General features: G+C 54.0%; 3 rRNA genes. All 3 read right to left on the bottom strand.

Annotation, left to right across the window (positions count from 1 at the left end):
• Positions 1 to 8: 8 nt before the first annotated feature.
• The 3 genes from rrf to AC1M2K_RS16995 all read right to left on the bottom strand — a co-directional run bounded on the left by rrf (position 9) and on the right by AC1M2K_RS16995 (position 5520).
• A 5S ribosomal RNA gene (rrf, locus tag AC1M2K_RS17005) occupies positions 9 to 125 on the bottom strand.
• A gap of 158 nt (positions 126 to 283) precedes the next feature.
• Positions 284 to 3514 (bottom strand): 23S ribosomal RNA (locus tag AC1M2K_RS17000).
• Between the two features lie 484 nt (positions 3515 to 3998).
• Positions 3999 to 5520, bottom strand: a 16S ribosomal RNA gene (locus AC1M2K_RS16995).
• The 16S, 23S and 5S rRNA genes sit together here, the layout of an rRNA operon.
• Between the last annotated feature and the right edge of the window lie 275 nt (positions 5521 to 5795).

The following is a 5795-nucleotide window of genomic DNA, read 5'->3' as shown; positions in this document are numbered from 1 at the left end:
TAAGTTAAGTCCGGCGGTGTCCTACTCTCCCACAGGGTCCCCCCTGCAGTACCATCGGCGCAAAGAGTCTTAGCTTCCGGGTTCGGAATGTGACCGGGCGTTTCCCTCTTGCTATGGCCGCCGAAACATCTGTTGACATGTAGTCAAAGTGAATCGAACAGAACATAAGTCTGTTCGGTTCTCGACCGTACATCGAGAACCACATAGTGGACGCGTAGCATCATGCAATTTTTTTCGAAACATCGAAACAAACGTCATGCTTCCACCTCTGAGGGTGGGTTTGATTATCAAGTTATCGGCTTATTAGTACCGGTCAGCTCCGAGAGTCTTTAGTCCTCTCTTCCACATCCGGCCTATCAACCCAGTAGTCTAGCTGGGAGCCTCTCGCCCGAAGGCATGGAAATCTCATCTTGAGGCCGGCTTCCCGCTTAGATGCTTTCAGCGGTTATCCATCCCGAACGTAGCTAATCAGCGGTGCTCCTGGCGGAACAACTGACACACCAGAGGTTCGTCCAACCCGGTCCTCTCGTACTAGGGTCAGATCCTCTCAAATTTCCTGCGCGCGCAGCGGATAGGGACCGAACTGTCTCACGACGTTCTAAACCCAGCTCGCGTACCGCTTTAATGGGCGAACAGCCCAACCCTTGGGACCTACTCCAGCCCCAGGATGCGACGAGCCGACATCGAGGTGCCAAACCATGCCGTCGATATGGACTCTTGGGCAAGATCAGCCTGTTATCCCCGAGGTACCTTTTATCCGTTGAGCGACAGCGCTTCCACAAGCCACTGCCGGATCACTAGTCCCGACTTTCGTCCCTGCTCGACTTGTCAGTCTCACAGTCAAGCTCCCTTGTGCACTTACACTCGACATCTGATTGCCAACCAGATTGAGGGAACCTTTGGGCGCCTCCGTTACTTTTTAGGAGGCAACCGCCCCAGTTAAACTACCCACCAGGCACTGTCCCTGAACCGGATTACGGTTCGAAGTTAGATATCCAATATGACCAGAGTGGTATTTCAACAATGACTCCACCGACACTAGCGTGCCAGCTTCACAGTCTCCCACCTATCCTACACAAGCCACACCGAACACCAATACCAAGCTGTAGTAAAGGTCACGGGGTCTTTCCGTCCTGCTGCGCGTAACGAGCATCTTTACTCGTAGTGCAATTTCGCCGAGTTCGCGGTTGAGACAGCTGGGAAGTCGTTACGCCATTCGTGCAGGTCGGAACTTACCCGACAAGGAATTTCGCTACCTTAGGATGGTTATAGTTACCACCGCCGTTTACTGGGGCTTAAATTCTCAGCTTCGCCTTGCGGCTAACCGTTCCTCTTAACCTTCCAGCACCGGGCAGGCGTCAGTCCGTATACATCGTCTTGCGACTTGGCACGGACCTGTGTTTTTAGTAAACAGTCGCTTCCCACTGGTCTCTGCGGCCCTACCACGCTTCCCGGAGTAAATCCGCTGACGTGTCAGGCCCCCCTTCTCCCGAAGTTACGGGGGCATTTTGCCGAGTTCCTTAACCACGATTCTCTCGATCTCCTTGGTATTCTCTACCTGACCACCTGAGTCGGTTTGGGGTACGGGTGACTTGAACCTCGCGCCGATGCTTTTCTTGGCAGCATAGGATCATCGGATCTTGCCCTTGCGGGCTCCCCTTCAGCTCTCAGCCTGTATGAGAGACGGATTTGCCTATCTCTCGGCCTACAACCTTGGCCTGGGACAACCATCGCCCAGGACCGACTACCTTCCTGCGTCACACCTGTTAATACGCTAACCGCACCAGCGTAGGGTCGTGCGCTAGGCCTCCCGTCTCACCCCGAAGGGATCAATCAGAAGGATTCAGACACTTAGCATTACTGGATTAGCTTGGGCGGTTCTTCGTCAGTACGGGAATATCAACCCGTTGTCCATCGACTACGCCTGTCGGCCTCGCCTTAGGTCCCGACTTACCCAGGGCGGATTAACCTGGCCCTGGAACCCTTGGTCTTTCGGAGGACGGGTTTCTCACCCGTCTTTCGCTACTCATGCCTGCATTCTCACTCGTGTGGCCTCCACGGCTGGTTTACACCGCCGCTTCGCTGGCCACACGACGCTCTCCTACCCATCAACATGGCTGGACCAACACAACAAGTGTGCGGCCTACCTATTACATCAATGCCACAACTTCGGTGGCGTGCTTGAGCCCCGTTAAATTGTCGGCGCGGAATCACTTGACCAGTGAGCTATTACGCACTCTTTCAAGGGTGGCTGCTTCTAAGCCAACCTCCTGGTTGTCTGTGCAACTCCACATCCTTTCCCACTTAGCACGCGCTTTGGGACCTTAGTTGGTGGTCTGGGTTGTTTCCCTCTCGACGATGAAGCTTATCCCCCACCGTCTCACTGCTGCGCTCTCACTTACCGGCATTCGGAGTTTGGCTGACGTCAGTAACCTTTTAGGGCCCATTAGCCATCCAGTAGCTCTACCTCCGGCAAGAAACACGCAACGCTGCACCTAAATGCATTTCGGAGAGAACCAGCTATCACGAAGTTTGATTGGCCTTTCACCCCTATCCACAGCTCATCCCCTCAGTTTTCAACCTAAGTGGGTTCGGTCCTCCACGCGCTCTTACACGCGCTTCAACCTGGCCATGGATAGATCACTTCGCTTCGGGTCTAGGACATGCGACTGAATCGCCCTATTCAGACTCGCTTTCGCTACGGCTACCCCTCACGGGTTAACCTCGCCACATATCGCTAACTCGCAGGCTCATTCTTCAAAAGGCACGCTGTCACCCCTACAAGGAGGCTCCAACGGTTTGTAAGCAAACGGTTTCAGGTACTATTTCACTCCCCTCCCGGGGTACTTTTCACCTTTCCCTCACGGTACTTGTTCGCTATCGGTCATCTGGGAGTATTTAGGCTTATCAGGTGGTCCTGACAGATTCACACGGGATTTCTCGGGCCCCGTGATACTTGGGATACTCTTCGCGCCATCACGTCATTTCGACTACGGGGTTCGCACCCTCTCTGACCAGGCTTTCAATCCTGTTCGTCTATAACGCTCTGTAACGCCGTACCAGCGGCAGCCAGTACTGAAAAGTCCCACAACCCCGAACATGCAACCCCTGCCGGGTATCACACATGCTCGGTTTAGCCTGTTCCGATTTCGCTCGCCACTACTGACGGAATCACTGTTGTTTTCTCTTCCTGTAGGTACNGCAACCCCTGCCGGGTATCACACATGCTCGGTTTAGCCTGTTCCGATTTCGCTCGCCACTACTGACGGAATCACTGTTGTTTTCTCTTCCTGTGGGTACTGAGATGTTTCACTTCCCCACGTTCCCTCTACCCGCCCTATATATTCAGGCGGGAGTCACCAGGTCGAATTGCTCCGCCTGGCGGGGTTTCCCCATTCGGAAATCCTCGGATCAAAGCTTGTTTATCAGCTCCCCGAGGCTTATCGCAGATTACTACGTCCTTCTTCGGCTCCAGATGCCAAGGCATCCACCGTTTGCTCTTAGAAACTTGCAATCACATGAGTTTGAATCGATTTTTCGTTTCGGAAAAATTGACCAATGAATCTGACAAAGTCAGATCAATTGATAGCCCAACGCTTGCCGGCAAGCCGGTCATCACGCTGAGCCAATGTGATTTGAACACAAAGTGTTCAAATCTAAGATGCTCGCGTCCACTGTGTAGTTCTCAAAGTACGGGCGGTACCCACCCTGCCGGCCACCAAACGGTTCTGCCAAACAGGAGAAGGTCCAGAGAGTTCAGTCCGAACCACCGAAGTGATCCGTTCCGGTCCCTCAGGACCCAACAGCGTGCAATATGCGAACCAGGCCTACCCGGTGCTTTCCTTCCGACCCCGAAGGGAAGGCGTACTCATACCGGATCATTCCGATCCGCATCAATGTCAATGTTCCACCCATGAGCGCCAGCCAGGAACGTTCGTCCTGATCTGACTTGGCCAGTGATTCCGCTGTATACAGACGGACTGGCACATGCTCCTTAGAAAGGAGGTGATCCAGCCGCACCTTCCGGTACGGCTACCTTGTTACGACTTAGTCCTAATTACCGATCCCACCTTAGACAGCTCCTTCCCACAAGGGGTTAGGCCACCGGCTTCGGGTGTTACCGACTTTCATGACTTGACGGGCGGTGTGTACAAGGCCCGGGAACGTATTCACCGCAGCGTTGCTGATCTGCGATTACTAGCGACTCCGACTTCATGAGGTCGAGTTGCAGACCTCAATCCGAACTGGGACCAGCTTTTTGGGATTCGCTCCACCTTACGGTATTGCAGCCCTTTGTACTGGCCATTGTAGCATGCGTGAAGCCCAAGACATAAGGGGCATGATGATTTGACGTCGTCCCCACCTTCCTCCGAGTTGACCCCGGCAGTATCCCATGAGTTCCCACCATTACGTGCTGGCAACATAGAACGAGGGTTGCGCTCGTTGCGGGACTTAACCCAACATCTCACGACACGAGCTGACGACAACCATGCACCACCTGTATACCGACCTTGCGGGGCGACGATCTCTCGCCGTTTCCGGTATATGTCAAGCCTTGGTAAGGTTCTTCGCGTTGCATCGAATTAATCCGCATGCTCCGCCGCTTGTGCGGGCCCCCGTCAATTCCTTTGAGTTTTAGCCTTGCGGCCGTACTCCCCAGGCGGGGAACTTAATGCGTTAGCTGCGACACGGAGACCGTGGAATGGTCCCCACATCTAGTTCCCAACGTTTACGGGGTGGACTACCAGGGTATCTAAGCCTGTTTGCTCCCCACCCTTTCGCTCCTCAGCGTCAGTTACGGCCCAGAGATCTGCCTTCGCCATCGGTGTTCCTCCTGATATCTGCGCATTCCACCGCTACACCAGGAATTCCAATCTCCCCTACCGCACTCTAGTCTGCCCGTACCCACTGCAGGCCCGAGGTTGAGCCTCGGGTTTTCACAGCAGACGCGACAAACCGCCTACGAGCTCTTTACGCCCAATAATTCCGGACAACGCTTGCACCCTACGTATTACCGCGGCTGCTGGCACGTAGTTAGCCGGTGCTTTTTCTGCAGGTACCGTCACTTTCGCTTCTTCCCTGCTAAAAGAGGTTTACAACCCGAAGGCCGTCGTCCCTCACGCGGCGTTGCTGCATCAGGCTTTCGCCCATTGTGCAATATTCCCCACTGCTGCCTCCCGTAGGAGTCTGGGCCGTGTCTCAGTCCCAGTGTGGCCGGTCACCCTCTCAGGCCGGCTACCCGTCGTAGGCTTGGTGAGCCATTACCTCACCAACTACCTGATAGGCCGCGAGTCCATCCTTGACCAAAATTCTTTCCACCAACACCCGATGCCGGGGCAGGTCGTATCCGGTATTAGACGTCGTTTCCAACGCTTATCCCAGAGTCAAGGGCAGGTTACTCACGTGTTACTCACCCGTTCGCCACTAATCACCAGAGCAAGCTCTGGATCATCGTTCGACTTGCATGTGTTAAGCACGCCGCCAGCGTTCGTCCTGAGCCAGGATCAAACTCTCCGTAAATGTTTAATTGCACAACCACTCCGAAAAGCGGCCGGCACATTGTTTGCGGTAACGAACCGGAATAGGTTCAGAAACCGCGAGTTTGAAACTGACAGAACAAATCATTACTGACTTGCTTTGTTGTTTAAATGTTTTCCAAAGGAATCCGCGACCTGACCAAAAAGATCAAGCCGACGGGTATTTGGCATTTGACATTGTGCACGCTGTTGAGTTCTCAAGGATCGGATGCTCCCACTTTTCACCCTTCCGGGCTGCTCCGCAGGGCAACTTCTCTA

This window comes from Mycetocola sp. Y171 (assembly GCF_056713165.1).
The sequence above is the reverse complement of the archived record's forward strand: the minus strand, read 5'-3'. Positions and strand labels throughout refer to the sequence as shown.